The organism is Pseudomonas sp. S1_G07, assembly GCF_054668565.1.
In genome coordinates, this window is sequence record NZ_CP162778.1 from 4,768,425 (window position 1) to 4,794,809 (window position 26,385).

A 26,385-nucleotide genomic window follows, 5' to 3' on the forward strand; every position below is an offset into this window, starting at 1 on the left:
CTAAAGGCTTGAAGCTTGTAGCGCTTACGGAGTAAGCCATGCCTTTACACACCCAGCTCAACCCGCGCTCGGCGGAGTTTGCCGCCAACAGCGCGGCAATGCGCCAACAGGTCGATGCCCTGCACACCCTGCTCGCCCATGTACAACAAGGCGGCGGCACCAAGGCTCAGGAACGGCATACCGCACGCGGCAAACTATTGCCGCGTGAGCGCATCAATCGCCTGCTCGACCCAGGCTCGCCGTTTCTTGAACTCAGCCAGTTGGCCGCCCACCAGGTGTATGGCGAAGACGTGCCCGCCGCCGGGGTGATCGCCGGGATCGGTCGCGTGGAAGGTGTCGAATGCATGATCGTGGCCAACGATGCCACGGTAAAAGGCGGCTCGTACTACCCACTCACCGTAAAAAAACACCTGCGCGCCCAGACCATCGCCGAGCAGAACCGCCTGCCGTGCATCTACCTGGTGGACTCCGGCGGCGCCAACCTGCCGCGCCAGGACGAGGTGTTCCCCGACCGTGAGCACTTCGGGCGGATCTTCTTCAACCAGGCCAACATGAGCGCCCAGGGCATCCCACAGATCGCCGTGGTGATGGGCTCGTGCACCGCCGGTGGCGCCTATGTACCGGCCATGGCCGACGAAGCGATCATGGTGCGCCGGCAAGCCACCATCTTCCTCGCCGGCCCGCCGTTGGTGAAAGCGGCAACCGGTGAAGTGGTCAGCGCCGAAGAACTCGGCGGTGCCGATGTGCACTGCAAGGTCTCCGGCGTGGCTGACCATTATGCCGACAGCGACGAACACGCCCTGGCCTTGGCGCGACGCAGCGTGGCCAACCTCAACTGGCGCAAACAGGGGCAGTTGCTGCAACGCACGCCGGTGGCACCGTTGTACAACAGCGAGGAGCTGTACGGCGTGATTCCGGCCGATGCCAAGCAGCCCTTCGATGTACGCGAGGTGATTGCGCGCCTGGTGGACGGTTCAGTGTTCGATGAATTCAAGGCGCTGTTCGGCACCACGCTGGTGTGCGGCTTTGCGCACCTGCACGGCTACCCGATTGCGATCCTGGCCAACAACGGCATTCTGTTTGCCGAAGCGGCGCAGAAAGGTGCGCACTTTATTGAGTTGGCCTGCCAACGCGGGATTCCGCTGCTGTTCCTGCAGAACATCACCGGTTTTATGGTCGGTCAGAAATACGAAGCCGGCGGCATCGCCAAGCACGGTGCCAAGCTGGTCACCGCCGTGGCCTGCGCCAAGGTGCCGAAGTTCACCGTGATCATCGGCGGCAGCTTTGGCGCCGGCAACTACGGCATGTGCGGCCGCGCCTACGACCCGCGTTTTTTGTGGATGTGGCCCAACGCGCGCATCGGCGTGATGGGTGCCGAGCAGGCCGCCGGCGTGCTGGTGCAGGTCAAGCGCGAGCAGGCCGAGCGTGCCGGCAACGGCTTCAGCGCCGAGGAAGAGGCCGCGATCAAGCAGCCGATCCTCGACCAGTATGAAACCCAAGGCCACCCCTACTACTCCAGTGCACGGCTGTGGGACGACGGCGTGATCGACCCGTTGCAAACCCGTGATGTGCTGGCCCTGGCCTTGTCCGCCGCGCTGAACGCCCCCATCGAGCCGAGCCGCTTCGGCGTGTTCCGCATGTAAATGGAGCTGTACCCCATGAGCGATTTCAACACCCTCGAACTGATCACCGACAGCCGTGGCTTTGCCACGCTATGGCTCAGTCGTGAAGCCAAGAACAACGCATTCAACGCCGAAATGATCCGCGAACTGATCATCGCCCTCGACCAGGTGCAAGGCGATGCCTCCCTGCGTTTCCTGGTACTGCGCGGGCGTGGCAGGCACTTCAGTGCCGGTGCCGACCTGGCCTGGATGCAGCAATCGGCCGAGCTGGACTACCACACCAACCTCGACGACGCCCGCGAACTGGCCGAGCTGATGTACAACCTGGCCAAGCTGAAAATCCCGACCCTGGCCGTGGTGCAAGGCGCAGCGTACGGTGGCGCACTGGGGTTGATCAGTTGCTGCGACATGGCGATTGGCGCCGATGACGCGCAGTTCTGCCTGTCGGAAGTGCGCATCGGCCTGGCGCCGGCGGTGATCAGCCCCTTCGTGGTACAAGCCATCGGCGAACGCGCGGCACGCCGCTATGCCCTCACCGCCGAGCGTTTTGACGGCCAGCGGGCGCGGGATATCGGCCTGCTGGCGGAAAGCTACCCGGCGGACGAGCTGGATACACACGTGGAACACTGGATCGCCAACCTGTTGCACAACAGCCCGGCAGCGATGCGCGCCAGCAAAGACCTGTTGCGCGAGGTGGGCAACGGCGCCCTCACGCCAGCCCTGCGCCGCTATTGCGAAAATGCCATCGCGCGGATTCGCGTCAGCGCCGAAGGCCAGGAGGGATTAAGAGCCTTCCTGCAAAAACGTGCGCCCAACTGGCAACCCCAGGAGCCGCGTTCATGAGTACATTGACCCGCGTACTGGTGGCGAACCGTGGCGAAATCGCCTGCCGGGTGATGCGCACCGCCAAGGCCATGGGCTTGACCACGGTCGCCGTGCACAGCGCCATCGACCGCGATGCGCGGCACAGCCGCGAGGCGGATATCTGCGTCGACCTGGGCGGCAGCAAGGCCACTGAGAGCTACCTGCAAATCGACAAAATCATTGCCGCCGCCCAGGCCAGCGGCGCTCAGGCGATTCATCCAGGCTACGGTTTCCTGTCGGAAAACGCCGCCTTTGCCCGTGCGATTGAAGCCGCAGACCTGATCTTCCTCGGCCCGCCCGCCTCGGCCATCGACGCCATGGGCAGCAAATCCGCCGCCAAGGCGCTGATGGAAAACGCCGGTGTGCCATTGGTGCCGGGCTATCACGGGGAAGCCCAGGACCTGGAGACCTTCCGCGAGGCCTGCGCGCGCATCGGCTATCCGGTGTTGCTCAAGGCCACGGCGGGGGGTGGCGGCAAGGGCATGAAGGTGGTCGAGCATGTCGAGCAGTTGGCCGAAGCCCTGGCCTCCGCCCAACGTGAAGCCTTGTCGTCCTTTGGCAACGGGCAGATGCTGGTGGAGAAATACCTGCTCAAGCCGCGCCATGTGGAGATCCAGGTATTTGCCGACCAGCAAGGGCATTGCCTGTACCTCAATGAACGCGATTGCTCGATCCAACGGCGGCACCAGAAGGTCGTCGAGGAAGCCCCGGCGCCAGGGTTGAGTGTTGAGCAGCGCCGGGCCATGGGCGAAGCGGCGGTGCGCGCGGCCCAGGCCATCGGTTATGTCGGCGCGGGCACCGTGGAGTTCCTGCTGGATGCACGTGGCGAGTTTTTCTTCATGGAAATGAACACGCGGCTGCAGGTCGAGCACCCAGTGACCGAGGCGATTACCGGCCTCGACCTGGTGGCCTGGCAGATCCGCGTGGCCCAGGGCGAGGCGCTGCCGATCACCCAGGCGCAGGTGCCCCTGATCGGGCATGCGATCGAAGTACGCTTGTATGCCGAAGACCCGGCCAATGATTTCCTGCCGGCCACCGGGCACCTGGCGCTGTACCGCGAATCCGCGCCGGGCGCGGGACGCCGTGTGGACAGCGGCGTCGAGCAGGCAGACAACGTCTCGCCGTTCTACGACCCGATGCTCGGCAAGCTGATTGCCTGGGGCGAAGACCGTGAACAGGCGCGCCTGCGCTTGCTGAACATGCTCGATGAGTTTGCGGTGGGCGGGCTGAAGACCAACCTGGGTTTCCTGAGGCGCATTATCGGCCATCCGGCGTTTGCGGCGGCAGAACTGGACACCGGGTTTATCCCACGTTACCAGGACGAGCTGCTGCCAGTGGCCGCAGCGTTGAGCGACGGGTTCTGGCAGGCCGCCGGTGCGGCCTTCATGCAGAGCTTGCCGGCGGGTGACGGGCCATGGGCCGACAAGCGCGGTTTTCGCGCCGGGCTGCCAGCCGAGGTATCGCTGCATTTGAGCTGCAACGGGCAGGATCGGCTGGTGATGCTGGGAGAAGAGACGGCACGACTTAACGGCGAACAGTTGCTGATCGAGCATCAGGGCGTACGTCGCTCACACCTGGCGGTACGTCGCGAGGGCACGCTGTTCCTGCGTTGGGACGGCGAGATGCACGGCGTGAGCCTGTTCGACCCGATCGCCGCGGTTGAGGCCAACCCATCTCATCAGGGCGGCCTCACGGCGCCGATGAACGGCAGCATCGTACGGCTGCTGGTGGACGTCGGCCAGACGGTTGAGGCCGGCACCCCACTGGTGGTGCTCGAAGCGATGAAAATGGAACACAGCATCCGCGCGCCCCACGCCGGGGTGGTCAAGGCACTGTTCTGCCAGGAGGGCGAAATGGTTGCCGAAGGTTGCGCACTGGTGGAGCTCGAAACGGCGCACTAGAACTTCGCCGTCGCCTGCACGACAACGCCCAGGATGCGGCAATCGTCAGTGAACAACCGCTTCGGGTAGGTGGGGTTGAGCGGCACCAGGTAAAGCTGGCCGCTCTCTTCCAGCAACTGGCGGAAGGTCGCCTGGGGGCTGTCGGCGCAGTGGGCCACAACGAGTCTGCCATGCTCGGCGGCGATGGCCGGGTCAACCAGGATCATCATGCCTGCCGCGATGCTCGGGCCACTGGGCGCGGTCATTGCGTCACCGTTGACCCGCAGCCAGAAGGCGTCGCCCCTGGCAGGGTAATCGGTCAGTTCGAAGTGCGCGGCACCGTAGGCCGGGCGCCCCTCGCGGACCTGGCAGAGGCTTTTCCAGTCACTCACCGGGTAGCGGAAATACGCGTTGTAGTGTTTTGCCGAAGGCAACGCAGTGGCGGTTTTCTCGCGAATTTCCTGCACCACTTCCAGGTAATCCAGGCCCAATGCCTCCAGCACCCGGTTCATGTCCGCCAGGCTAGGCACACGACGCTTCTTGAGCCAATGGCCCACACCGCCCTGGGACATGCCCAAGCGTTCAGCCAACTCACCCTGCGTGACCTTGCGGTCTTTCATGTTGGTCTTGACCAACGCTATCCAGTTATCCATGGGGCCTGACGATACGTCAGGTATTTTCCAGGGCAATAAACAGTTTGTAGTAATCCATAAAACGACATAAATACGATACGTACTATTATCAGGCATAAGGTTTTCGACACCCACCCAGAGTACCGCCCCTTATGACGACGAGCCCGTACGCCCTGCCTGAACGACCTGAAGCCGATGACCTGCAAGAGCTGCGCAGCAGCGGTGCTGCCCAGCGCGCATTGGACTTTTACTTGAAACAATCCATGTCGATGCCAACTGCGGATCACACCCTGTTTGCCATCAAGCCGGGCATCAGCCAGGAGGAAGCACTGGTACACGCTTCGGACCTGCTGCGCAGCGCCGCGGCCACGGCCTATGAATCAGCGAACAGCCATGACGGGAATCACCGGGACCTGGCGTTTTCAGTGGTGTATCTGATCGATATGGCGAAGGCGATGGTGGAGCGGTCGTTGCAGGCGCCGGAGGCTCAGGCGAATGTGTGACAGGCACGAAGAAAAAATATTTCTATCCCACGGATAAAAACATTTGACTTGCAAATGATAATGATTATTATTGGACCCAGCTGATCGCGAGATCAGTCGATAGACCAAGGGACCTTAGGTCGGACTCTTGGAATATCTCCTCATCAGGCTAATCACGGTTTTTGACCCGGCTCTTTGGCCGGGTCTTTTTTTTGCCAGTTTACTGGCGTGGCTTCAGGCTAATGAAGACTGTGTGTTGCTTGATGGCGCGCATGGTAGCAAAAGACCATCGTCAAAAGAAACCCTGGCGAGCGCTCTAGCCCACCTCTCTACGAAATAGCGCTTGAGAATCAATCTCATAGATTCTAAGCTGCGGCGGCGTCATGGACGACGCCCCCCTCCTCCCCGCAACAATTTTGCATCCAGCCATTGCTGGAGTCCTGTGTAATATAGCCGCCACAACATTCTATTCGGGCAAGCAGACTATGACCGTGGCCTTGACCTCCATCAAGATCAGCACCGACTTCGACAGTGGCAATATCCAGGTACTCGACGCCAGCGATGCCTACCAGTTACTGCTGGCAATCAAACCCGACACTCGCAGCCAACATTTCCAATGGTTCCACTTCAAGGCCGAAGGCATGCACGTGGGCCACACCCACACCTTCCGACTGAGCAACGCCGGCAAGTCTTCCTACAAGCACGCGTGGAGCGGTTACAACGCCGTGGCGTCCTATGACCATATCAACTGGTTTCGCGTACCCACGCGTTTTGACGGCGAGATCCTGCACATCAGCCTCGAAACCCGCGAGAAGCACGCCTGGTTTGCCTACTTCGAACCTTACAGCCGCGCACGCCACGACTGGCTGATCGACCAGGCACTGAAATACGCCGGCACCCAATTGCTGGCCACCGGCAAAAGTGTCGAAGGCCGTGATATCCAGCTGTTGCGCCGTGGCAAAGGTGGCGATGGCCGACGCAACGTGTGGATCATCGCGCAGCAACACCCCGGCGAGCACATGGCCGAATGGTTCATGGAAGGCATCATCGAGCGCCTGCAACAGGACGGCGATGCCGAGATGAAAAAACTCCTGGCGGTGGCCGACCTGTACCTGGTGCCGAACATGAACCCCGACGGCGCGTTCCACGGCCACCTGCGCACCAACGCCGCGGGCCAGGACCTCAACCGTGCCTGGCAGACCGCCAACCCGCAGACCAGCCCGGAAGTGCTGTTCGTGCAGGAGCAAATGGCACACTACGGCGTCGACCTGTTCCTCGATATCCACGGCGACGAAGAAATCCCCTACGTGTTCACCGCCGCGTGTGAAGGCAACCCCGGTTACACACCACGCATCGAAGCGCTGGAAAAACACTTCCGTCGCCACTTGAGCGCGTTGACCCGCGACTTCCAGACCACCCATGGCTACACCCGCGACCTGCCGGGCGAAGCCAATATGACCCTGGCCTGCAATGCCGTCGGCGAACGCTACGACTGCCTGTCCCTGACCCTGGAAATGCCATTCAAGGACAACAACGACGCGCCCAACCCCAAAACCGGTTGGTCGGGTGAACGTTCCAAACAATTGGGCAAGGACGTGTTGAGTACCGTCGCCGATATGGTCAACATCCTGCGCTGACCGCCCCTGCCCCCCGGCATCAGTCCTTGGTGCCGGTCATGCTTTGCAACACACCGTCGCGCCGAATCAGCCCGTGGAACAACGCCGCCGCCAGGTGCAACAGCACCGTCAGGAACAGCAGGTAAGCCAAGTAACCATGGGCCTTGCGCAGCAACGCGAACAGCGGTGCGTTGGCCGCCACCAGCGCGGGCAATTGCACTGAACTGCTGAGCATCACCGGATCGCCCGCCGCCGAAATCATCGCCCAGCCCAACAGCGGCAACACCAGCATCAAGGCATACAGCAGCACGTGAGACGCCTTGGCCGCGAGCACTTGCCACCCAGGCAAGTCCGCCGGCAGCGGCGGCTGACGGGTGGAAAAACGCACCACCAAACGCACAATCACCAGCGCCAGAATGGCGATCCCCAACGGCTTGTGCAGGTGGATCAACCACTCATGCCGTTCTGAAACCGACGCTGCCAGGCCCGCGCCGATAAACAGCATGGCGATCACCATCAGCGCCATCAGCCAGTGCAGCAGGCGCGCCAGTGGCGCGAAAAAGCGCGGTTGAGCATTCATGGCTTCGACTCCTGAGGGGCACTGTGCAAGGGGCTGACTTCGCCGGCGCGGCGCAGGTAGGAACTGGCATACGCGGCCGAACGCGCGGCCAGCAGCGGATCGTTGGAGGCTTGGATACCACTGGGCAAAATCAGCGGATCGAAGTTGATGTCGCGGCAATCACCGTCGGCCTGGGGCTGGCTGCTTTGCAACACCAGCGTGCCGGCGTTCAAGACCTTATGCTCGCCGGTCCAGGGCTTGCTGGCGTCATCCAGCGGGTCGCCAGGGTTGGCCAGGGTCATGTGCAACTGCCAGCGCAGCGGCCCGGACGCCAGGCGCTGCACCAGGTCTTTTTCCAGATAGTCGGCGCCGTCTGGCGCGACATCGCCCGCCGCATCCTGATGCTGCGGTATCACCTCCCAACGCACGGCCTGGCGCTTGCCATCGGCGCCCACCAGGTAAAACGCATTGATACCGTTATAAGTCTCGGTGGCATAGCTGGCTGATGGTTTGGCGGTCTTGACCCACGCCAGGAACGGCGCGGTCTCGGGATGCGCGGCAAAAAACGCCGGCATATTCGCCGGGTTCGGTTTGCCGGTGGCAGGGTCAGGCGCACCGGCCTTGAGCAATTGATAGAACGCCTCGGGCGTGCCCACCGGGAACACCGGCATGCTGTTCATCCCGGTGCGCCATTGCTGACCGTTAGCCTGAGTGAATTGCACGGCAAAGCTGCGGATCGGCACACTGCTGTCCGGCGCATAGGGGTTGCCGCTGGGCAAGGCAAAGCGGCCGATCACCGGCGTTTTGGCTTCGCTGAACACCTGGGCGCTGGAATACGCGCGAGCCTCGGCGCTGCTCTCGAAATACCCGGCCACGCAGACGCCCTTGGCATGGTTGCGGCGAAAGCCGGGATGCACGCCGTTGTTGGTTTCCAGGGCATTGACCAGGGTTTTCGGGCGCAGGCGTTGTGGGTCGAGCGTACCGTTGACGTAGGCAAATGCCCCGGCCACAACCGCAACCACGGCGCCGATACCGGCCAGGCGCGCGATCAGACTCGCGGTACTTAACGCAGGACGGGGCGGTGATGAGTGATCTACCATGAACAGACTCCAGGGCCAAAGGCCTTAGGGGGAAACACAAGGTCGGAGCATTGAGACGAACGCCAACGTGCTCTATTCCTCACCCCAGGATTTATTTTTCGGCGTATGGAATAACGCTCAACGCCGCACGTCTCTCTAGTCCCAGCGTAGTGACCAGCCAGATCCCCATGCATGAACTCGACGAACAGTTACGTGAACTCATCCCCAGGTTGCGGCGTTTTGCCGTGTCCCTGACCCGTAACGCCAGCAGCGCCGACGACCTGGTGCAGTCGAGCCTGGAACGCGCGCTCAGCCGCTGGGCCGATAAACGCCTCGAAGGCGATTTGCGCGCCTGGCTGTTCTCGATCCTCTACCGCCAGTTTCTCGATGCCCACCGCCGCGGGCGCCGTTATGCCCGCATGCTGGAGTTCTTCACCGGCCGCGATGATGCGCAGCCGTCGGTCGAGCGAACCGTGATGGCCGAATCGACCCTGCAGGCCTTCGATCAACTCAACGCCGAACAGCGCGCTTTGCTGCTGTGGGTATCGGTCGAGGGCCTGAGCTACAAGGAAGTCGCGCAAATACTCGACGTGCCGCTCGGCACCGTGATGTCGCGCCTGTCACGGGCGCGCCAGGCCCTGCGGCAACTCAGCGACGGCGAAATTGCCAGCCCTTCCTTGCGGATACTCAAATGATCAGCCTGCCTCCCAGCGAACACGACTTGCATGCCTACGTCGATCACCAACTCCTGGAGAGCGATCGGCGCCTCCTCGAGACTTGGCTGGCGGCCCACCCGGATGTCGCGGCCCAGGTCCACGCCTGGCAACAGGACGCGCAACGGCTGCGCGCGTCATTGAGTGGCACTCTGCAACAACCGGCCAACCCGGCGCTGGACCCGGCGCTGATTCGCCAACGCGTCAGGTACCAATCGCGCCGCCACTTCGCAACGGCGGCGGTACTGCTGGTTGCTGTCAGCCTGGGTGGCGTCGGCGGCTGGCACGCCCGCGAGGCGACCCAGCCGGCCCTGTTGCCGATGGCCGACGCGATGCAAGCATTCCGCCTGTTTGCCCAGGACGGCATCATGCCCGCCGACTACAGCGCCCAGGACAGCGGCACGATGCAAGCCTGGCTCGACCGCTACTTCAACCATGCCCACCGTCTGCCGGACTTGAGCCAATCGGGCTTCACGCCCGTCAGCGGGCGCCTGCTCACCACCGAGCAAGGCGCCGCCGCCATGGTGCTGTACGAAGACCCGCTAGGTCGGCGCATCAGTTTCTACATCCGCCCGCCGGGCCCGAACAACGGCTTCCTGCCCCCCGGCAACCGCACGGCGGACGGCTTGCAGGCGCAATACTGGTCCGGCGCCGGCTACAACTATGCGATGGTCAGCCCGGCAGACCAGGCGCCAGCGCCGCTGGTCAAGTTCTAACCACTGGCGTCGACGAGCGGCGCCCCAGGCCTGTTCGAGATCGCTGGCGGCGCCCTTCACTATTGGTCAAATCGTCGCGCGCCGCCTAAAGTGAGCGACCACCGCATGACAGAGTGACTCGCATTGGCCGTGCTTCCCCTGATCCGTCGCTTGCTCGGTAAACAACCCGAGCGTCACCAAGACTCGCCTATCCAGGCGTTCTTTGAGAACAAGGCCCGCCAACAGGGCTACACCCTCAGCGCCGGCCAGGCCCGGGCGATCGCCGCCATGGCGCGTGAAACGGCGCGTTTTCTCGCCGGCCAACCCACTCGCAGCCTGTATTTGCATGGGCCGGTAGGCCGCGGCAAAAGCTGGCTGCTGGACGGTTTTTTCCAGGCCCTGCCTGTCGCCGAGAAACAGCGCGTGCATTTCCATGAGTTTTTTGCCCGGCTGCACCGGGGCATATTTACGCACCAGGCGGCGGACGATGCCCTTGGCCTGGCCCTTGATGAGCTGCTCGACGGCTGCCGTGTGCTGTGTTTCGACGAGTTCCACGTCCACGACATCGGCGATGCCATGCTGATCAGCCGGCTGTTCAAGGCCCTGTTCCAGCGCGGCGTCCTGGTGCTGGTCACTTCCAACTATGCACCGCAAGCGCTGTTGCCCAACCCGCTCTACCACCAGCGTTTCAAGCCGGTCATCGACCTGATTGCGGCGCGCATGGATGTGCTGGAGGTCAGTGCGCCCGAGGATTTTCGCAGCCTGCCCCAGGCCCATGCCACACAGCGCTTTACCACCGGCCACTACCTGTGGCCCGGCACAGCGGCCCAGCGTGCGGCGCTCGGCCTGCCCGACACCCATGGCCCGGCGCGGGCGCTGACGGTGGGCAACCGGCAATTGATCTGCCGTTACCACCAGGCACGTACCCTCGCCGTCACCTTCAATGACCTGTGCGAACAGCTGACGGCCGTGATGGACTATCTGCAGCTGTGCCAGGACTTCGACCATTGGATCATCGACGGCCTGCCCGAGCTGGCGCAGTGCCCAATCGCCGTGCAGCAGCGCTTTATCAACCTGGTGGATGTGCTCTACGACAAGGACAAGCACTTGGTCCTGATCGGCGAACAACCGCTGTCACAGGCTCTGGGCGGCCAGGCCATCGACCTTGCCCGTACCGCCAGCCGATTGAACCAATTGCAACAGGCCAGCCCGCAACACCTGCCCGACCCGGTATCATGAGCGCCCTTTACGCCCCCTAGCCGAGTGACCGCGCCGTTCATGCATACCCTCGCCCAACTCAAGGCCGGCCAATTGGCCGGTATCACGCGCCTGGACCTGTCCTGCGGGCTTACCGAATTCCCCCGGGAAATCTTCGAACTGGCCGACTCCCTGGAAATCCTCAACCTCAGCGGTAACGCCCTGAGCCGACTGCCAGACGACCTGCACCGCCTGCCCCACCTGCGTGTGCTGTTCTGCTCGGACAACGCCTTTACCGAACTGCCGGAATGCCTGGGCCAGTGCGCACAACTGAGCATGATCGCTTTCAAGGCCAACCGCATCAGCCATGTGCCGGCCGCCGCCCTGCCGCCCCTGCTGCGCTGGTTGATCCTTACCGATAACTGCATCAGCCACTTGCCCGACGAACTCGGCGAGCGACCACGCTTGCAAAAACTGATGCTGGCCGGCAATCAACTGGCCGGGTTGCCAGCAAGCCTGGCCAACTGCAAAAACCTGGAACTGCTGCGTATCGCCTCCAATCGCCTCACCTGTCTGCCGGAGTGGCTGCTGAGGCTGCCGAGCCTGACGTGGCTGGCCTATGCCGGCAACCCGGTGGAAATGGCCGTGGACCTGGCGGCGGACGATGCCACGCCGGACATTCCCTGGGCCGAATTGGAATTGGCCGACGTGCTGGGCGAAGGCGCTTCGGGGGTGATTCGCAAAGCCCTGTGGGTACCGCAGGCCCTGCCCGTCGCCGTCAAGCTCTACAAAGGCAGCATCACCAGCGACGGCTCGCCGCTGCACGAAATGCAGGCCTGCATCGCCGCCGGGCTGCACCCCAACCTGATCAAAATAGAGGGCCGCGTCGTTGGCCACCCCGACGCTCAAGCCGCCCTGGTGATGGACCTGATCGACCCGAGCTACCGCAACCTCGCGGCCCTGCCGAGCCTGGCCTCATGCACCCGCGACATCTACGAACCCACGACCCGCTTCAGCGCTGATGTGGCATTGCGCATGGCCCGCGGCATCGCCTCGGTGGCCACGCACCTGCATCGGCACGGCATCACCCACGGCGACCTGTACGGCCATAACATTCTGTGGAATGAAGCCGGGGATTGCCTGCTCGGTGACTTCGGCGCGGCGTCGTTCCATGCCACCGTGGACACCTTGGAAACACGCGCCTTGCAGCGCATTGAAGTGCGAGCGTTCGGGGTGTTGCTGGGGGAGTTGCTGGAGCGGATCGAGGCGGGGCTGGATACAGGCACGCGCCAGCGGCTGGAAGACTTGCGCGAACGCTGCTGCCAGCCTGATGTGCTGCAACGCCCTGCTTTTGAGGAAGTCGAGGCGTTGCTCGAATCAAGCTGAAACCCGATGCACATGTGGAAGCTGACTTACCTGCGATAGCAATTTAACAGCCAACGTCAACGTTGGATGTTTAGCCCTCATCGCAGGCAAGTCAGCTCCCACCTTTTTGAACGGTGTTTATTCAGTTCTAAATCAGCCTGCCAGGCCGACGAACATATCCTGCACATCATCATGGTTGTCCAGGCCTTCCAGGAACGCCTCGACTTCAGCCATCTGCTCGTCAGTCAAACCGCTCACCGGGTTTTTCGAGATATAGCCCAGCTTGGCCGACAGCACGGTGAACCCCTGCTCCGGCAGCGCTTTCTGAACGGCGTCCAGGTCGGTGGTCTCGGTGATGAACAGGGTGGTGCCCTCTTCTTCACCGTCTTCGAAATCCTGGGCGCCGGCTTCGATAGCGGCCATTTCCGGGTCGGCGTCCGGGGTGTCCGGCGAGGCTTCAATCAGGCCGACATGGTTGAAGTCCCAGGCCACCGAACCGGAAGCACCCAGTTGGCCCTTGCGGAAGGCCACGCGAATTTCCGCCACGGTGCGGTTGATATTGTCGGTCACGCATTCAACGATCAACGGCACCTGATGCGGCGCGAACCCTTCGTAGGTCACGCGGTGATACTGCACGGTTTCACCGAGCAGACCGGCGCCCTTCTTGATCGCGCGGTCCAGGGTTTCCTTGGGCATCGAGGCCTTTTTGGCCTGCTCCACCACCAGACGCAGGTGGGCGTTGGTCGCGGTGTCGGCACCGTTGCGGGCGGCGATGGTGATTTCTTTCACCAGCTTGCCGAAAATTTTGCCCTTGGCATTGGCTGCCGCTTCTTTATGTTTGACTTTCCACTGTGCGCCCATGACTCACTCTCTTCTCGTCCATCGCGCCGAAACGTCTACTGGCCGGCGCTTTGGGGGCAGAGTTTATAGCGCGAGAACGCATCGTTCCACCAAAAACCCCTCAGGGCATCCACTCGAAAAATGCCTGGATCAGGCGCAATGAACGGCGCCGCTCCATGCAGCCGAGCATATGCCGGTTCAGCAGCCCATCGCCGCGGATCGGCACCGCCTGCAACCGAGGGTCCTGGCTGACCTCCACCGATGACACGATCCCCACGCCCAATCGCGCGGCGACAGCTTCGGCCACCGCCTCGCGGCTGTCCAGTTCCAGCAGCACCCTGGGCTGCACGCCTGCCGTCTGGCACGCCTCGTCAAAGGTGCGCCGGGTAATCGAACCGGGCTCGCGCAGCACCATGATCACCTCGTTCAACTGCTCCAGGCCAATACCCTCGGCCTGGTCCGCCCAGGCATGCCCGGCCGGTACCAACGCGCAAATCCGTGATTCGACCAAGGGTTGCAAGTACAGGCCGTTGCGCGGTTCCACTTCGGTGAGCACGGCCACATCCACATGCTCGGACACCAACGCCACCAGGGTTTCCTGGGCATTGCCCAGGCGCAGGTTAACGGTGATGCCCGGGTAACGCGCACGCAGGCTGGCGATCATCGGCATCACCAGGTGCGGGCCGTCCGCCGCCACCTCCAGGCGCCCGCTGAGCAATTGGCGATTGGCCTCAAGCATGGCCTGGGCCTCGTCCACCAGCCCGAAGATCGCGCGGGTGATCGCCGCCAGGCGCGCGCCCTCCTCGGTCACCTCCACCCGCCGCGCCGTACGGCGCAGCAGCGGGATCTGGTAGTGCTCTTCCAGGGCCTTGATATGCCCGGTCACCGCCGGCTGGCTGATAAACAACCGTGCCGCCGCACGGGTAAAACTGCCCTCGCGGGCCACGGCATCGAATGCGCGCAATTGGAACAGGTTCATCGTTATCGGCCTCACTGATAGCTTGCATAACAACAAACAATTTGATTGATAACAAGTCAAACTGCAATTTAGGCGCCGTAGCGTCAACCCCGATGCCTCGCGAGGACTTGAGATGAGCACCGCCGCGCCGACCCTGCTGACCCCAGGCCCCCTGACCACCTCTGCCCGCACCCGCCAGGCGATGCTGGTCGACTGGGGCTCCTGGGATGAGCGCTTCAACAGACTCACCGCCAGCGTCTGCGAGCAACTGCTGGCCATCCTTCATGGCGCCGACAGCCACCACTGCATCCCCTTGCAAGGCAGCGGTACCTTTGCCGTCGAAGCCGCCATCGGCACCCTGGTCCCGCGTGACGGCAAGGTGCTGGTGCTGATCAACGGCGCTTACGGCCAACGCCTGGCAAAGATCTGCGCAGTGCTGGGCCGTCCATTCAGCACCTTCGAAACCGCCGAAGACCAACCCACCGCCGCCGCCGATGTCGACCGCCTGCTGCACGCCGACCCGACCATCACCCACGTCGCGTTGATCCACTGCGAAACCAGCACCGGTATTCTCAACCCGCTGCGGCCGATCGCCCAGGTGGTTAAAACCCATGGCAAACGCCTGATCATCGACGCGATGAGCGCCTTTGGCGCGTTGCCGATCGATGCCCGCGAAGTGCCGTTCGACGCGCTGATCGCCGCCTCCGGCAAATGCCTGGAAGGTGTACCTGGCATGGGCTTTGTGTTCGCCGAGAAACAAGCGTTGGCCGGCGCCCAAGGCAACTGCCACTCCCTGGCGCTGGACCTGTTCGACCAGCAGGCCTACATGGCCAGGACCGGCCAGTGGCGCTTCACCCCGCCCACCCACGTGGTCGCCGCCCTGCACGAAGCCCTGGTGCAATACCAGGAAGAAGGCGGCCTGCCCGCGCGCCATCGGCGCTATATCAACAACTGCCAGGTATTGCTCGATGGCATGGCCGAACTGGGCCTGCGCAGCTTTCTGCCGGCGGCGATCCAGGCGCCGATCATCGTCACCTTCCACGCCCCGCAACACCCACGCTACCAATTCAAGGACTTCTACGAACGGGTCAAGGCCAAGGGTTTCATCCTGTACCCCGGCAAATTGACCCAAGTGGACACCTTTCGCGTGGGCTGCATTGGCCATGTCGATGCGGCTGATATGCGCGCCGCCGTCGCCGCTATCGCCCAAGCGCTGAACGCGATGGGCATCACCCACTCTACGTCTGGATTGCATGCATGAACTATCAAACCCCCAACACCCTCCAGGCCGTCATCCTCGACTGGGCCGGCACCGTGGTCGACTTCGGCTCGTTCGCACCCACGCAGATCTTTGTCGAGGCCTTCGCCGAGTTCGACGTGCAAGTCTCCATCGAAGAAGCCCGTGGCCCGATGGGCATGGGCAAGTGGGACCATATCCGCACCCTCTGCGATCAGCCGCAGGTGGCCGAGCGCTACCGCCAGGCCTTCGGCCGCCTCCCTACCGATGACGACGTCACCGCCATCTACCAACGCTTCATGCCGTTGCAGATCGAGAAGATCGCCGAACATTCGGCGCTGATCCCCGGCGCCCTGGAGACCATTGCGGTGCTGCGTGCGCAAGGAATCAAGATCGGTTCCTGCTCCGGCTACCCCAGACAAGTGATGGACAAGGTCGTCGCATTGGCCTGCAGCAACGGCTATGTCGCCGATCATGTGGTGGCCACCGACGAGGTGCCCAACGGCCGCCCCTGGCCGGCCCAGGCCCTGGCCAACGTGATCGCGCTGGGCATTGATGATGTGGCGGCGTGCGTGAAGGTCGACGACACCGTGCCCGGGATCCTCGAAGGCCGTCGCGCCGGGATGTGGACCGTGGCCCTGACCTGCTCCGGCAATGCCCTGGGCCTGACCTACGCGCAATTCCGCGCCCTCGACAGCACCACACTGGCCAACGAGCGCTCGCGTATCGAAACGATGTTCCAAGGCTCGCGCCCGCACTACCTGATCGACACCATCACCGAGCTGCCGACGGTGATCACGGATATCAACGCGCGCCTGGCCCGTGGCGAAATGCCGCAAAGCCACTGATAAAGGTCAAGATAACGGCATTCACGCCGGACAAAGCGTTCAAAACAGGCTTACAGTAAAAGGACTCCGTCGCCAAAGAACGGAGGCTTGCCCTGATGAATGAGGAAACCCAGCGATGCCATGGAAAAATTCCGATACGCGCTACAGCACCATGTCGATTGCGTTGCACTGGTTGATGGTGCTGCTGCTGGCGGTGGTTTACGCCTGCATTGAGTTACGCGGCCAGTTCCCCAAGGGCAGCGGCGCACGCACGCTGATCGTCGAGATGCACTTTATGCTCGGCCTTACCGTGTTCGTGCTGGTGTGGTTGCGGCTGTTTGCGCGCAGCCTGGGCGTTGCGCCAAAGATCGTACCGGCACCGCCGCAATGGCAAAGCCTGCTGGCCACGCTGATGCACTTCGCGCTGTACGCCTTGATGATCGGCATGCCGATTGCGGGCTGGCTGATCGTCAGCGCCGAAGGGCATTCCGTGCTGTTCTACGGCATGGAGTTGCCGCCGTTGATTGGCGAAAACAAGGCGCTGGCCAAGCAGATTGAGGGTTGGCACGTGCTGTTCGGCCAGATCGGGTATTGGCTGATCGGGCTGCACGCATTGGCGGGGATCTTTCATCACTACGTGATGCGCGATAACACCGCGTTGCGCATGATGCCTGGCAAGCGCGCTAGGCTGTAAACCCTCGGCGGCCCTGCAGGCCGCCGGTGTGCATAAAAATCAGGCGAGTGCCGGGCCTGATGCGCCCGGCCTCGATCTGCTGCTTCAACGCCAGCAAGGCCTTGCCGGTGTAGAGCGGTTCCAACGGCACGCCACAGGCCTGTTCCGTGACGTCAATGAAGTCGAGCAGCAACGGATCGACCTTGGCAAAGCCGCCCCGGCTGGCGTCGAACAATTCATAGCCGCCTTGCACCAGCGCACTCACGTTCTGCGCCACCCCATGGTCATCCGGCACGGCCATTGCGCCGTACACCGGATGCGCGCCCGCCTCGGCCAGCACCACCCCGGCCAGTGTGGTGCCGGTACCTGCGGCCAACCACCAGGCGTCGTAGTCGGCCCAGCCCAGGTTGCTCAACTGCGCGCGGGCCTGTTCGACCAGCCCCCTGCAACCCGACGCGCCGGCCAATCCGCCGCCCCCTTCAGGCACGGGATGAAGGTGCGGATATTGCTCACGCCACGGCCCCCAGAAACCTGCTGCATGGCGCGCGCGATAGCCGCCGTAACCCAGCCAATGCAGCTGCATGCCGAACGCTTTCAACTCTTGGACGGTGGGGGTGTCCTGGGGCTGCCCGCGCAGCAGGCCGACGGTGGGAAAACCAAAGCGCTTGCCCGCCGCCGCCAGGGCGTGCAGGTGGTTGGAGTAAGCGCCGCCGAGGCTGATGATCCCGCTGGCCCCCGCCTGTTGCGCCTGGGCCAGATGGCCGATGAGCTTGAACCACTTGTTGCCGCTGATCAGCGGGTCGATACGGTCCAGGCGCAGCACTGCCAGCTCGACCCCCTTCAGCCAGTCCAGCAGCAGGGGTTCAAGGGGAGCGTGGGGCAGCCAAGCAAAGGGACCCATCGGGCAGATCTGCATGAAAAAAGGGGCGGTAGTCTAACACCGCCCCTTCTCGGGGTTTACAGCTCGGCCGCCAATCGCGAGCCCTGGTTGATGGCGCGCTTGGCATCCAGTTCGGCCGCTACATCGGCGCCGCCGATCAGGTGCACAGTCTGGCCTGCCGTGACCAGGCCGTCCTGTAATTCACGCAGTGGGTCCTGGCCTGCGCAAATGACGATAGTGTCCACCGCCAACAGCTGCGGCTCGCCCTCGGCGCCGATGCGGATATGCAGGCCGTCATCATCGATCTTCAGGTATTCAACATTGTTGAGCATCTGCACCTGCTTGTTCTTCAGGCCCGTACGGTGAATCCAACCCGTGGTCTTGCCCAGACCGTCGCCGACCTTGGAAGCCTTGCGTTGCAGCAAAAACACGTCGCGCGCAGGCGCATGCACCTGGGGCGTGATCCCGGCCACACCGCCACGGGCTTGCAGTTGGGTGTCGATCCCCCACTCCCTCCAGAACGCTGCGCGGTCCAGGCTGGTCGATACGCCCTGCTGCACAAGGAATTCCGACACGTCAAAGCCGATACCACCGGCGCCGATTACCGCGACACGCTTGCCCACCGGCTTGCGCTCGAGGATCACATCCAGGTAGCTCAGCACCTTGGCATTCTCAACGCCCGGAATCGCCGGGGTGCGCGGCACAATGCCGGTGGCGAGGATGATCTCGTCATAACCGCCGGCCGCCAGTTGCGCAACATCCACACGAGTGTTGAGGCACAGCTCGACGTGGGTGGTCTGCAGCTTGCGCTTGAAATAACGCAGGGTTTCAAAAAACTCTTCCTTGCCCGGCACACGCTTGGCGATGTTGAACTGGCCGCCGATGTCGCTGGCCGAGTCGAACAGGGTCACCTGGTGGCCGCGTTCGGCGGCAACCGTGGCCGCGGCCAGCCCCGCGGGACCGGCGCCGACCACGGCAATTTTCTTGATCTGCCGGGCCGGCAGGTAATTGAGTTCGGTCTCGTAGCACGCGCGCGGGTTGACCAGACAGGTGGTCAGCTTGCCGCCAAAGGTATGGTCCAGGCACGCCTGGTTGCAGCCGATGCAGGTGTTGATTTCATCGGCGCGGCCGGCCGCGGCCTTGTTGACGAACTCCGGGTCGGCAAGGAACGGCCGCGCCATCGAGACCATATCCGCATCGCCTTCGGCAAGGATCTGCTCGGCGATTTCCGGGGTATTGATACGGTTGGTGGTGATCAGCGGGATCCGCACCGCGCCGCGCAATTTGGCCGTGACTTTGCTGAACGCGCCACGGGGCACCTTGGTGGCGATGGTCGGGATACGCGCTTCGTGCCAGCCGATGCCAGTGTTGATGAGGGTTGCACCGGCCTGCTCGATGGCCTTGGCCAACTGCACGATTTCCTCCCAGGTGCTGCCGCCTTCGACCAGGTCGAGCATCGACAGACGGAAGATGATGATGAAGTTAGGGCCTACCGCTTCACGCACACGGCGCACGATCTCTACCGCCAGGCGCATGCGGTTTTCGTAGCTGCCCCCCCAGCGGTCGGTGCGGTGGTTGGTGTGGGCGGCGAGGAACTGGTTAATGAAGTAGCCCTCGGACCCCATGATCTCCACGCCGTCGTACTCGGCCACCTGGGCCAGCAACGAGCAGGTGACGAAGTCCTGAATCTGCTTTTCGATGCCCTCCTCGTCCAGCTCCTTGGGCTTGAACGGGTTGATCGGCGCCTGGATCGCGCTCGGCGCCACCTGCTTGGGGCTGTAGGCATAACGACCGGCGTGGAGGATCTGCATGCAGATCTTGCCACCCGCGGCATGCACGGCCTGGGTGACGATCTTGTGCTTGAGCGCTTCTTCGTCGGTGGTCAACTTGGCCGCGCCGGCATACACGCCGCCTTCGTCATTGGGGCCAATGCCGCCAGTGACCATCAGGCCCACGCCGCCACGGGCGCGCTCGGCAAAGTAGGCCGCCATGCGCTCGAAACCGCCGGGCTTTTCTTCCAGACCGGTGTGCATCGAGCCCATCAGGGTACGGTTGCGCAAGGTGGTAAAACCCAGGTCCAACGGGGCCAGCAGGTGCGGGTACGCAGCAGCGGTCATGGTACAGCTCCACAACGGATCATCACGGGACGTGGGGCATTCGAACGATGCCCCATCGGTTTATGTTCCACAGACTAAGAGGCGATCCCCTACGGCTCAATGACCTAAACTCACAACTTATTGATCCAAATGCACAGCGCCCCTTGGCAAGCCGGTGCATGGGCCCTACCCTAGTCGGCGAACCCCGCAAACGGTCTGTTGTCTGTTCCTCCATGCGTAAACTTCTAGCGTTCACCATCACCCTGGCCCTGGTTGCCGCCATCGCCTCTTATCTGGTCTGGACCCAGGAGCGCCCCGTGGCGCATTACCTGTCGGACCTGCGCATCACCCTCGCCGTCAACGAAGGCCAGCCTGCCGATCGTGGCAACCTGCTGGGCATCCAGCCGGAGCTGTTCCCCGCCGACTACCAGAGCCTGGAACGCCTGCACCTGAAACTCGCGGCCTACCTGCAAAAGGCTCGCGACCAAGGCCTGATCAATGCCAAGACCATCGTGGTGCTGCCGGAGCATATCGGCACCTGGCTGATGCTCAAGGGCGAGAAAAACGAGGTGTACCAGGCGCTCAACGTCAAGGACGCGATGAACTGGCTGTCGCTCAGCAACCCGGTGCTGTTCCTGCGCGGCTGGATCAGCGCCACTGGCGAAAACCGCATGGACGACGCCTACCTGCGCATGAAAGCCCCGGACATGGCGCGTGACTACCAGGTGCTGTTCGGTGGCCTGGCCAAGGAGTTCGGGGTCACGCTGGTGGCCGGCTCCATCGCCCTGCCCAACCCGAGTGTCAGCCAGGGCCAGTTGCAGGTCGGCCACGGCGCCCTGTACAACGTCAGCGTTGTGTTTGCCGCCGACGGCCTGACCATTGGCGAGCCACAACGCCAGCTCTACCCGATCTACGATGAACGCGGCTTTATCCAGCCGGGCGATGAAAACCTCGTCAACGTGCTTGATACCCCGGCCGGGCGCTTGGGCGTACTGGTGGGCAGCGACAGCTGGTACCCGGACAACTACCGCAAACTCAATGAAAAAGGCGCGCAACTGATCGCCGTACCGGCGTTTGTCCTCGGACGCGATACCTGGGACCGCCCGTGGCCGGGCTTCAAAAGCGCCCTCACTCCGCCGGAAGTCAGCCTCAAGCCCGAGGAGCTCAGCGAGGGCGAGGCGTGGCGCCGCCTCACGCTCATCAGCCAGCCACCGATCAGCCTGGCAACCGCCGGTATGAGCGTGTTTCTGCGTGGGCAGTTCTGGGACCTGGGCACCGCCGGGCAGAGCTTTGTGAGCCATGCCGGGCAGATCAGCGCCGACCGCGAAGCCCATGGCGCGCGCCTGCTGAATATCTGGCTGTAACGCCGTGAAGCCGGTGCGCCTGGGGGATCTGTCGGTAAGCTTCGTGCACACCCTGGCCGACGCGATCCTCAGCCACGGCCTGGACCCACAACCCCTGCTGTTGCAATACGGCCTGGACCCGGCACGCCTCGGCGAAGCCGGTGCGCGTTTGTCGATACCGCGCTATATGCGCCTGGGCCATGCGGCCATCCAACTCACCGGCGATCCCGCCCTGGGCTTGCGCATGGGCCAGCTCAGCCGCTTGAGCCAGGCGGGGCTGGCCGGCGTCACGGCTGCCCAGGCGCCCAACGTACGCGAGGCCGCACGCACGCTGACCCGCTTCGAACCGCTGTATGGCGCCAACTATCGTGGGCAGTCGAGTTTTGAAGAAGATGCCAACGGCGCCTGGCTGCGCTTCTATTCCATCAGCCCCTATAACGCCTACAACCGTTTTGTAGTGGACTCGATCATCGCTGGCTGGCTGCATCAACTGTCCAGCCTGGCGCAACAACCGGTGCAGGCGCAGCGGATCGAGATCGAGTTCGAGGCGCCGGACTACAGCGAGCAATACCGCGTGCTGGGTGACAGCCCGGTACACTTCGGCGCCGACGCCAATCAACTGCGCCTGAACCAGCACACCCTGGCACTGCGCAACCCCCAGCATTGCCCGAGTACCTGGCAGCTGTTGTTGCAATTATGCGAGCGGGAATTGGAGCAGTTGACCCGCACACGCAGCCTGCGCGAGCGCATTATTCGGTTACTGGGGCCAATGCTCAATGGCGGCCGGGAACCCGACCTGGAAGAAGTGGCGGCACGCTTGAAGCTGCCCACCTGGACACTGCGCCGCAAACTGGCCGAAGAAGGCACTCAGTTCCGCGCGATTCTCAACGATACCCGCCGCGACCTGGCCATGACCTACATCCGCGACACGGAACTGGCCTTCGGCGAAATCGCCTACTTGCTCGGTTTTGCCTCCGCCCAAGCCTTCCAACGGGCGTTCAGGCGATGGAACAACCAGACTCCAGGGGAATTTCGCCGCAGTCAGCGGCATTCCGCCTGAAGTCGATCCTACAGCTCGGTGGCGTCGTCGGCCGGATCCAACGGATCCCATTCAAAGGCCTGGTACTCCAGCAGTTCTTCCTGGTAATCGTCCATGGTGGACTCCTTGTTGAGTTAAAAGCGGCTGCACAATTAATGACCTGCACAGCCAGCCTAAAGTGCCGTGATGACGAAAAAATGTCGGCGTCATGACGTTCCTGCACACTCAGAATAGACGTAGCAATGTTGCGTGGATTTAGCAGCGAGGGGGTGAGATACGCCGCAATCGTTGTCGCTACGGGATCAACCTCGATCCCGTAGCGCGCTGATTTACTGCGCTGGCGTCGGCAGCGGTGGAATGGCTTCCGTCGGCGCAGGCAGGTCCGAGTGGGTCGGTGCAGGTGCGGGGGCTGGTGCAGGTGTCGGTGCGGGGGCCGGCGTTTCCTGAGGCGTGATCGGCGTGATCGGCGCGAGCTCGGCAGGTGGCGCCACGGGTTGCGCGCCGGCCGGTTCTTCCTTCGGTGCCTCGACCTTCTCGGCATCGGGCGCAACCTTGGGTTCCGGCACACCCAGCTCAGCCTTGGGCTGCTCGGGGGTATCCTTGGCCTTTTTCACTTCCTGGGGCAGGAACACGTCCACCAGCGCAAAGTAGCGCTCGTAGAATTTCGGCGCCGAGACAGTCTCGCTGGCGACCTTAACCATTGAGTCGTCGGTGGAACCGATCGGCATCGACACCGAGCCCAGCACTCCCACACCCAGGCTCGCCGAGTTGTTGACCTTCTTCAGCGCATAACGATCCTGCAGGGCATTGGCGAACATCGTCGAGTGGTTGGCGCCTTTGCCGTCAGCGGCGCACACCACGTTAAAGCTGATCTGCAGGTGAGTTTCGCCAGTCTGCTGGAAGCTCTTGTTACCCACCACCAGTTTCGGATCGCTGCTGGTGATGATGTAACCCTGGCTCAACAAGGCACGCCTGGCGGCTTCGCACGCCGCCGTATCACTGACCGGGTAATCCCGGGAAAACGTACCGGAGTCGTCGAAATTCTCGTGTTCGTAAATAGCGGTCTTGGGTGACGAGCAGCCCGCGGCGCCCGCCAACACCAGCGCCAGCCCGAGGCAACGCAAATGAAATGATGTGGACATTTAAAATCCTGAGGAAAACGGTCTGGCCGGTATTGTGCAACAGAACGAGGCCTTGGCGCGCGCATTCCTGTCGGTAAAACGTCACAGGCCCACACAATGGCGTTCCCATGAAAAAGCCCCCGGTCTTTTCAGGCCGGGGGCTTTTTCATTCAAGCCGCCATCAGTACTTCTTGATGTCAGCCTTGCTTTCCAGCTCCTTGCGGTACGCCGCGAAGTCCTGCTGGCCAACACGGGAAGCGAGGAAGCGGCGGTACTGCGCCTTTTCTTCGTCCGATGGGGCGGCTGCTTCGTTCACACCGTTCAAGCGTACGATCACCAGGCTACCGTCGGCCAGGGTCACGGTGGTGAAGGTCGGCTTGTCCTTGGCCGCAGGCTTGGGCATGCGGAACAAGGCTTGCAGCACGGCCGGGTCGATCGCTTCCGCGTTACGGGTGGCCGCTTCAGTGACTTTCCAGGCTTGACCATCAACGGGCTGGTTCAGCGGGGTCTTGCCATCACGCAGGCTGGCGATCAACTCCTCAGCGTGAGCCTTGGCGGCCGCGCTGGCGCGCTCCTTGGCCATCTGGGTGCGGATCGCCGTGGCAACGCTTTCCAGCGGCAGTTGCGCCGGTTTGCGGTGCTCTTTGGCACGCAGCACGATGACGGTTTCCGGGTCCAGCTCGATGGCGCTGCTGTTGGCGCCCTCATCCAGTACTTCCGGGCTGAACGCAGCAGTGACCACGGCACGGTTGGCCGCAATACCTTCGCCACCTTCACGGCCAAACGGCGCGGAGGTGTGCACGGTCAGCTTCAGGTCGGACGCTGGCTGAGCCAGGTCGGAGGCCTCGAATGCCGCATCTTCCAATTGCTTGGTCGCTTCGACAAAACGCTGCTCGACTTGCTGGGCTTTGAGCTCGCGGGTCAGCTTGTCTTTCAGGCTGGCGAACGTCGGCACTTGCGGTGCTTCCACGCCCAACAGCTTGATCAGGTGCCAACCGAAGGAAGTGCGCACCGGCGCCGATACCTGGTCCTGTTTCAAGGCGTACAAGGCGGTTTCGAAGTCCGGGTCGTACACCCCAGGGCCGGCAAAACCTAAGTCGCCGCCATTGTTGGCCGAACCTGGATCCTGGGAAAACTCCTTGGCCAGGGCTTCGAACTTTTCACCTTTGGCCAGGCGTGCCTGGATCTCTTCGATCTTGGCCTTGGCTTGCGCGTCAGTGACCTTGTCATTGGTTTCAATCAGGATGTGCGCGGCACGACGCTGTTCGGCGAGGTTGGCGGTTTCTTTCTCGTAGGCCGCCTGCAGCTCATCGTCCTTGACGCTGACCTGATCGAAGAAAGACGACTTCTTCAGTTCCAGATAGTCGATGACCACCTGGTCCGGGGTCATGAACTCCTTGGCGTGCTGGTCGTAGTAAGCCTTGACCTCATCGTCGGTGAGTTTCACCGCCGCAGGGTTGGACTTGATATTGACAGTGGCGAAATCGCGGGTCTGTTTTTCCAGACGGGCAAATGCCAGCACCTCGGCATCCGTCACGAAACCGCTGCCGGCAATGCCTGCGCGAACCTGGCCGATCAGCATTTCCTGGGTCAGCATCTGACGGAACTGCATACGGTTGTAGCCCAGTTGGCGAATCACCTGGTCAAAGCGCTCGGCGTTGAACTTGCCGTCCACCTGGAATTCCGGCGTTTGCAGGATCACCTGGTCCAGTGCGGCTTCAGAGAAGCCAAACTTGGAATCGGCGGCGCCTTGCAACAGCAGCTTGCGATCGATCAGGCCCTTGAGGGCCGATTCGCGCAGCAGTTTTTCGTCCAGCAGCGAAGCATCGAAATCCTTGCCCAGCTGTTGCATCAGCTGGCGACGTTGCATATCGACGGCCTGGCTCAGTTCGGTTTGGGTGATCGCTTCACCGTTGACCTTGGCCACGTCCTGCTTGTTATTACCTGAAGCCTGAAAAATGGCCTCGATACCGGTGAACGCCATCAATGCGACGATGATCCCGATAATGGTCTTGGCAATCCAGCCTTGTGAATTGTCCCTGATATTTTGCAGCATGCGTCCCCCAGAAACGGTTGAACTTCAAAAATTGGCAACCGTGGAGCGTGGGTAGAGTCCGGATAGAAGAAAGGCGCATCCGAGGATGCGCCTTCTCGTAACTGGCGGAGCGGACGGGGGTTCGAACCCACACCCCCGGCGTGGCGACCCGATGGATACATGGGTCGGCTTCCGCTCCGCTGCCAGGCCAGACCTGCGTCGGACCCGGGTAAGCAAAGGCTTGATCGAAGCTTAGTTAACGGCTTCTTTCAGGGCTTTACCGGCTTTGAAACCTGGTTTCTTGGCAGCAGCGATTTGCAGTGCTTTACCAGTCTGTGGGTTACGGCCAGTGCGAGCTGGGCGGTCAGTCACAGAGAAAGTACCGAAGCCTACCAGTACCACGGAGTCGCCGGCCTTCAGAGCGCCAGTGACGGATTCGATTACTGCATCCAGCGCACGGCCAGCAGCAGCTTTCGGGATATCAGCGGATGCAGCGATAGCATCAATCAGTTCCGACTTGTTCACTCTAAGTCCCCTTATATATCTATTGAGTATGATTCTAAGTTTTTTTGGTAAAAGCAAAAACCAGTGCTGAATGGCCTACAGACACTTAAGAGCCGCTTTATAACAAG

Annotated in this window: 24 protein-coding genes; 14 read left to right on the forward strand and 10 right to left on the reverse strand. The window is 62.5% G+C overall.

Annotated elements, in window-relative coordinates; genetic code table 11:
• Positions 1–38 precede the first annotated feature (38 nt).
• Genes AB4O05_RS21600 through AB4O05_RS21610 form a run of 3 tightly spaced genes read left to right on the forward strand, consistent with a single transcriptional unit; the run spans position 39 to position 4,387 of the window.
• Positions 39–1,643: a carboxyl transferase domain-containing protein gene (locus tag AB4O05_RS21600; protein ID WP_460135386.1), complete on the forward strand. Its 1,605-nt coding sequence runs from the start codon at positions 39–41 to the stop codon at positions 1,641–1,643.
• A gap of 15 nt (positions 1,644–1,658) precedes the next feature.
• Positions 1,659–2,465, forward strand: a complete 807-nt coding sequence (locus AB4O05_RS21605) for a gamma-carboxygeranoyl-CoA hydratase (RefSeq protein WP_460135385.1) — start codon at positions 1,659–1,661, stop codon at positions 2,463–2,465.
• Positions 2,462–4,387, forward strand: a complete 1,926-nt coding sequence (locus AB4O05_RS21610) for an acetyl/propionyl/methylcrotonyl-CoA carboxylase subunit alpha (RefSeq protein ID WP_460135384.1) — start codon at positions 2,462–2,464, stop codon at positions 4,385–4,387. Before AB4O05_RS21605 ends, AB4O05_RS21610 begins: the two co-directional genes overlap by 4 nt.
• Here the strand turns inward: AB4O05_RS21610 and AB4O05_RS21615 are convergent.
• Positions 4,384–5,019, reverse strand: a complete 636-nt coding sequence (locus tag AB4O05_RS21615) for a LexA family protein (RefSeq protein WP_460135383.1) — start codon at positions 5,017–5,019, stop codon at positions 4,384–4,386. The genes AB4O05_RS21610 and AB4O05_RS21615 overlap by 4 nt on opposite strands.
• 131 nt (positions 5,020–5,150) lie before the next feature.
• Here AB4O05_RS21615 and AB4O05_RS21620 point away from each other — a divergent pair, with 131 nt between their 5' ends.
• Together AB4O05_RS21620 and AB4O05_RS21625 are read left to right on the forward strand one after the other, a co-directional pair.
• Positions 5,151–5,501, forward strand: coding sequence for a DUF6124 family protein (locus AB4O05_RS21620; protein WP_460135381.1), 351 nt, complete (start codon positions 5,151–5,153; stop codon positions 5,499–5,501).
• A gap of 464 nt (positions 5,502–5,965) precedes the next feature.
• Positions 5,966–7,117 (forward strand): M14 family metallopeptidase, encoded by a 1,152-nt coding sequence (locus AB4O05_RS21625; RefSeq protein WP_460135380.1) that lies wholly within the window; start codon positions 5,966–5,968, stop codon positions 7,115–7,117.
• Positions 7,118–7,136: 19 nt separating this feature from the next.
• Here the strand turns inward: AB4O05_RS21625 and AB4O05_RS21630 are convergent, their stop codons facing one another.
• Positions 7,137–7,676: a cytochrome b gene (locus AB4O05_RS21630; RefSeq protein ID WP_460164799.1), complete on the reverse strand. Its 540-nt coding sequence runs from the start codon at positions 7,674–7,676 to the stop codon at positions 7,137–7,139.
• Positions 7,673–8,755 carry a catalase family peroxidase gene (locus AB4O05_RS21635; RefSeq protein WP_460135378.1) on the reverse strand — a complete coding sequence of 361 codons (1,083 nt, stop codon included), beginning with the start codon at positions 8,753–8,755 and terminating at the stop codon, positions 7,673–7,675. Before AB4O05_RS21635 ends, AB4O05_RS21630 begins: the two co-directional genes overlap by 4 nt.
• A gap of 167 nt (positions 8,756–8,922) precedes the next feature.
• Between AB4O05_RS21635 and AB4O05_RS21640 the strand changes: the two genes are divergently transcribed.
• The 4 genes from AB4O05_RS21640 (at position 8,923) to AB4O05_RS21655 (ending at position 12,725) form a co-directional block, all read left to right on the forward strand.
• On the forward strand, positions 8,923–9,429 hold the full coding sequence (locus AB4O05_RS21640; RefSeq protein ID WP_460135377.1) for a sigma-70 family RNA polymerase sigma factor: 507 nt from the start codon (positions 8,923–8,925) through the stop codon (positions 9,427–9,429).
• Entirely contained in the window at positions 9,426–10,163 is a 738-nt protein-coding gene (locus AB4O05_RS21645) for an anti-sigma factor family protein (RefSeq protein ID WP_460135376.1), read from the forward strand. The genes AB4O05_RS21640 and AB4O05_RS21645 overlap by 4 nt, the downstream gene beginning before the upstream one ends.
• Before the next feature lie 123 nt (positions 10,164–10,286).
• Positions 10,287–11,381, forward strand: a complete 1,095-nt coding sequence (gene zapE, locus AB4O05_RS21650; RefSeq protein WP_460135375.1) for a cell division protein ZapE — start codon at positions 10,287–10,289, stop codon at positions 11,379–11,381.
• A gap of 39 nt (positions 11,382–11,420) precedes the next feature.
• Entirely contained in the window at positions 11,421–12,725 is a 1,305-nt protein-coding gene (locus AB4O05_RS21655) for a leucine-rich repeat-containing protein kinase family protein (RefSeq protein ID WP_460135374.1), read from the forward strand.
• A gap of 132 nt (positions 12,726–12,857) precedes the next feature.
• Here the strand turns inward: AB4O05_RS21655 and AB4O05_RS21660 are convergent, their stop codons facing one another.
• Entirely contained in the window at positions 12,858–13,565 is a 708-nt protein-coding gene (locus AB4O05_RS21660) for a YebC/PmpR family DNA-binding transcriptional regulator (protein ID WP_131698122.1), read from the reverse strand.
• A 100-nt stretch (positions 13,566–13,665) separates the two neighbouring features.
• Positions 13,666–14,523, reverse strand: a complete 858-nt coding sequence (locus AB4O05_RS21665) for a LysR substrate-binding domain-containing protein (protein ID WP_460135373.1) — start codon at positions 14,521–14,523, stop codon at positions 13,666–13,668.
• 112 nt (positions 14,524–14,635) lie between these two features.
• On the opposite strand from AB4O05_RS21665, the gene AB4O05_RS21670 reads away from it, so the two are divergent.
• From AB4O05_RS21670 to AB4O05_RS21680, 3 genes are all read left to right on the forward strand, one after another.
• Positions 14,636–15,763 carry a 2-aminoethylphosphonate--pyruvate transaminase gene (locus AB4O05_RS21670; RefSeq protein ID WP_460135372.1) on the forward strand — a complete coding sequence of 376 codons (1,128 nt, stop codon included), beginning with the start codon at positions 14,636–14,638 and terminating at the stop codon, positions 15,761–15,763.
• Positions 15,760–16,587 (forward strand): phosphonoacetaldehyde hydrolase, encoded by an 828-nt coding sequence (gene phnX / locus AB4O05_RS21675; protein WP_460135371.1) that lies wholly within the window; start codon positions 15,760–15,762, stop codon positions 16,585–16,587. Before AB4O05_RS21670 ends, phnX begins: the two co-directional genes overlap by 4 nt.
• Positions 16,588–16,702: 115 nt before the next feature.
• Positions 16,703–17,260, forward strand: coding sequence for a cytochrome b (locus tag AB4O05_RS21680; protein WP_460135370.1), 558 nt, complete (start codon positions 16,703–16,705; stop codon positions 17,258–17,260).
• Here the strand turns inward: AB4O05_RS21680 and AB4O05_RS21685 are convergent.
• Together AB4O05_RS21685 and AB4O05_RS21690 are read right to left on the reverse strand one after the other, a co-directional pair.
• Positions 17,250–18,140, reverse strand: a complete 891-nt coding sequence (locus tag AB4O05_RS21685) for a 1-aminocyclopropane-1-carboxylate deaminase/D-cysteine desulfhydrase (protein ID WP_460164800.1) — start codon at positions 18,138–18,140, stop codon at positions 17,250–17,252. The two genes, AB4O05_RS21680 and AB4O05_RS21685, sit on opposite strands and share 11 nt — an antisense overlap.
• A gap of 56 nt (positions 18,141–18,196) precedes the next feature.
• Positions 18,197–20,236 carry an oxidoreductase gene (locus tag AB4O05_RS21690; protein ID WP_460135368.1) on the reverse strand — a complete coding sequence of 680 codons (2,040 nt, stop codon included), beginning with the start codon at positions 20,234–20,236 and terminating at the stop codon, positions 18,197–18,199.
• Between the two features lie 212 nt (positions 20,237–20,448).
• On the opposite strand from AB4O05_RS21690, the gene AB4O05_RS21695 reads away from it, so the two are divergent.
• Both AB4O05_RS21695 and AB4O05_RS21700 read left to right on the forward strand, forming a co-directional pair.
• Positions 20,449–21,579 carry a carbon-nitrogen hydrolase family protein gene (locus AB4O05_RS21695; protein ID WP_460135367.1) on the forward strand — a complete coding sequence of 377 codons (1,131 nt, stop codon included), beginning with the start codon at positions 20,449–20,451 and terminating at the stop codon, positions 21,577–21,579.
• Between the two features lie 4 nt (positions 21,580–21,583).
• Positions 21,584–22,618: an AraC family transcriptional regulator gene (locus tag AB4O05_RS21700; protein WP_460135366.1), complete on the forward strand. Its 1,035-nt coding sequence runs from the start codon at positions 21,584–21,586 to the stop codon at positions 22,616–22,618.
• A 308-nt stretch (positions 22,619–22,926) separates the two neighbouring features.
• Here the strand turns inward: AB4O05_RS21700 and AB4O05_RS21705 are convergent, their stop codons facing one another.
• From AB4O05_RS21705 to AB4O05_RS21715, 3 genes are all read right to left on the reverse strand, one after another.
• On the reverse strand, positions 22,927–23,739 hold the full coding sequence (locus tag AB4O05_RS21705) for a DUF2242 domain-containing protein (protein WP_460135365.1): 813 nt from the start codon (positions 23,737–23,739) through the stop codon (positions 22,927–22,929).
• Between the two features lie 160 nt (positions 23,740–23,899).
• On the reverse strand, positions 23,900–25,774 hold the full coding sequence (locus AB4O05_RS21710; protein WP_460135364.1) for a SurA N-terminal domain-containing protein: 1,875 nt from the start codon (positions 25,772–25,774) through the stop codon (positions 23,900–23,902).
• A 231-nt stretch (positions 25,775–26,005) separates the two neighbouring features.
• Positions 26,006–26,278, reverse strand: a complete 273-nt coding sequence (locus AB4O05_RS21715; protein ID WP_003174819.1) for an HU family DNA-binding protein — start codon at positions 26,276–26,278, stop codon at positions 26,006–26,008.
• Positions 26,279–26,385: the final 107 nt, after the last annotated feature.

Bases quoted from the DNA above. Each gene is read 5' to 3' on its own strand.
- AB4O05_RS21680 (WP_460135370.1), top strand. From the start codon at position 16,703: ATGCCATGGAAAAATTCCGATACGCGCTACAGCACCATGTCGATTGCG.
- AB4O05_RS21695 (WP_460135367.1), top strand. From the start codon at position 20,449: ATGCGTAAACTTCTAGCGTTCACCATCACCCTGGCCCTGGTTGCCGCC.
- AB4O05_RS21615 (WP_460135383.1), bottom strand. From the start codon at position 5,019: ATGGATAACTGGATAGCGTTGGTCAAGACCAACATGAAAGACCGCAAG.
- AB4O05_RS21600 (WP_460135386.1), top strand. From the start codon at position 39: ATGCCTTTACACACCCAGCTCAACCCGCGCTCGGCGGAGTTTGCCGCC.
- AB4O05_RS21605 (WP_460135385.1), top strand. From the start codon at position 1,659: ATGAGCGATTTCAACACCCTCGAACTGATCACCGACAGCCGTGGCTTT.
- AB4O05_RS21630 (WP_460164799.1), bottom strand. From the start codon at position 7,676: ATGAATGCTCAACCGCGCTTTTTCGCGCCACTGGCGCGCCTGCTGCAC.
- AB4O05_RS21640 (WP_460135377.1), top strand. From the start codon at position 8,923: ATGCATGAACTCGACGAACAGTTACGTGAACTCATCCCCAGGTTGCGG.
- AB4O05_RS21690 (WP_460135368.1), bottom strand. From the start codon at position 20,236: ATGACCGCTGCTGCGTACCCGCACCTGCTGGCCCCGTTGGACCTGGGT.
- AB4O05_RS21685 (WP_460164800.1), bottom strand. From the start codon at position 18,140: ATGGGTCCCTTTGCTTGGCTGCCCCACGCTCCCCTTGAACCCCTGCTG.
- AB4O05_RS21610 (WP_460135384.1), top strand. From the start codon at position 2,462: ATGAGTACATTGACCCGCGTACTGGTGGCGAACCGTGGCGAAATCGCC.
- AB4O05_RS21710 (WP_460135364.1), bottom strand. From the start codon at position 25,774: ATGCTGCAAAATATCAGGGACAATTCACAAGGCTGGATTGCCAAGACC.
- AB4O05_RS21670 (WP_460135372.1), top strand. From the start codon at position 14,636: ATGAGCACCGCCGCGCCGACCCTGCTGACCCCAGGCCCCCTGACCACC.
- AB4O05_RS21620 (WP_460135381.1), top strand. From the start codon at position 5,151: ATGACGACGAGCCCGTACGCCCTGCCTGAACGACCTGAAGCCGATGAC.
- AB4O05_RS21665 (WP_460135373.1), bottom strand. From the start codon at position 14,523: ATGAACCTGTTCCAATTGCGCGCATTCGATGCCGTGGCCCGCGAGGGC.
- AB4O05_RS21655 (WP_460135374.1), top strand. From the start codon at position 11,421: ATGCATACCCTCGCCCAACTCAAGGCCGGCCAATTGGCCGGTATCACG.
- AB4O05_RS21705 (WP_460135365.1), bottom strand. From the start codon at position 23,739: ATGTCCACATCATTTCATTTGCGTTGCCTCGGGCTGGCGCTGGTGTTG.
- AB4O05_RS21645 (WP_460135376.1), top strand. From the start codon at position 9,426: ATGATCAGCCTGCCTCCCAGCGAACACGACTTGCATGCCTACGTCGAT.
- AB4O05_RS21635 (WP_460135378.1), bottom strand. From the start codon at position 8,755: ATGGTAGATCACTCATCACCGCCCCGTCCTGCGTTAAGTACCGCGAGT.
- AB4O05_RS21660 (WP_131698122.1), bottom strand. From the start codon at position 13,565: ATGGGCGCACAGTGGAAAGTCAAACATAAAGAAGCGGCAGCCAATGCC.
- AB4O05_RS21625 (WP_460135380.1), top strand. From the start codon at position 5,966: ATGACCGTGGCCTTGACCTCCATCAAGATCAGCACCGACTTCGACAGT.
- phnX (WP_460135371.1), top strand. From the start codon at position 15,760: ATGAACTATCAAACCCCCAACACCCTCCAGGCCGTCATCCTCGACTGG.